At 40.4% G+C, this 789-nt stretch carries 3 protein-coding genes; all 3 read right to left on the reverse strand.

Annotated elements, in window-relative coordinates; translation table 11 throughout:
• On the reverse strand, window positions 1-319 hold a 319-nt coding region (locus tag HT723_RS10735), incomplete at its 3' end, for an IS66 family transposase zinc-finger binding domain-containing protein (protein ID WP_240154969.1).
• Window positions 294-500, reverse strand: coding sequence for a transposase (locus tag HT723_RS10740; RefSeq protein WP_172935180.1), 207 nt, complete (start codon window positions 498-500; stop codon window positions 294-296). The genes HT723_RS10740 and HT723_RS10735, both read right to left, overlap by 26 nt.
• A gap of 54 nt (window positions 501-554) precedes the next feature.
• Window positions 555-789 (reverse strand): IS66 family insertion sequence element accessory protein TnpB (gene tnpB / locus HT723_RS10745; protein ID WP_172935181.1); only part of this gene is annotated, 235 nt, incomplete at its 5' end.

Below are 789 nucleotides of genomic sequence, written 5' to 3' on the forward strand. Positions count from 1 at the left end.
GCGCCAAAGGGGCTTTAGGGATAGGAGCTTTCACAATTTTATCACTCGGATTTTTCTCACTGCATGCTTGGCATTTGTAAGAGTGTTGGATATGATCTATGCGTTTTAATTGCGCAGGAATAAAGACTAATTCTTGGCCTTGAAGACTCGCTCCAATCTCTTTTAGCTCTCCCTGACAGTCAGGGCAAATGCAATCCTCTAAGCGATGATGAACTTCTTCTGAATCGAATTGGGCAAGAAGAGCTTGACGTTTCCCTTTAGCTTTCTTACGTTTATAGGTGATTTCTTCTCTTTCAACTGGGAACCTCTCCATCTTCATCAGATGAAGCTTCCTCCTCAAAAAGGCTGACTTGTCCAGATGGACAAACACTTTTCTCAGAGGATTTTCCATAGAGCTTTTGCGTTAGATAAGCCACTTGTTCACGAAGAAGGGCAAGTTCATTGGTGAGACTATCAATTGTAGCACTCTGTTGTTGAATGATGTTTAATAAGTCTTTCATCGTCTTCCCCTCCTTGTTTTCTAACTTTATTATACTAAAAAGAAAGGCATCATTTCAATAGAAATCACGACTTTCTGATGAATTTATTTTTGGAGTGATAGAAAAGCCCTTCATCAGCCAGTCTACTTGTTCAGGTGTGAGAGCTTTGACATCCTTTTCTGTACTTGGCCAAGTCAACTTACCGTTCTCAAAGCGTTTATATAGTAGCCAAAATCCTTGACCATCCCAGTAAAGAGCTTTAAAGCGGTCTTTACGTCCACCACAAAAGAGAAAGACTTGACCTGAGAAA

Source organism: Streptococcus sp. 2106 (genome assembly GCF_013277315.1).
GTDB lineage: Bacteria > Bacillota > Bacilli > Lactobacillales > Streptococcaceae > Streptococcus > Streptococcus pseudopneumoniae.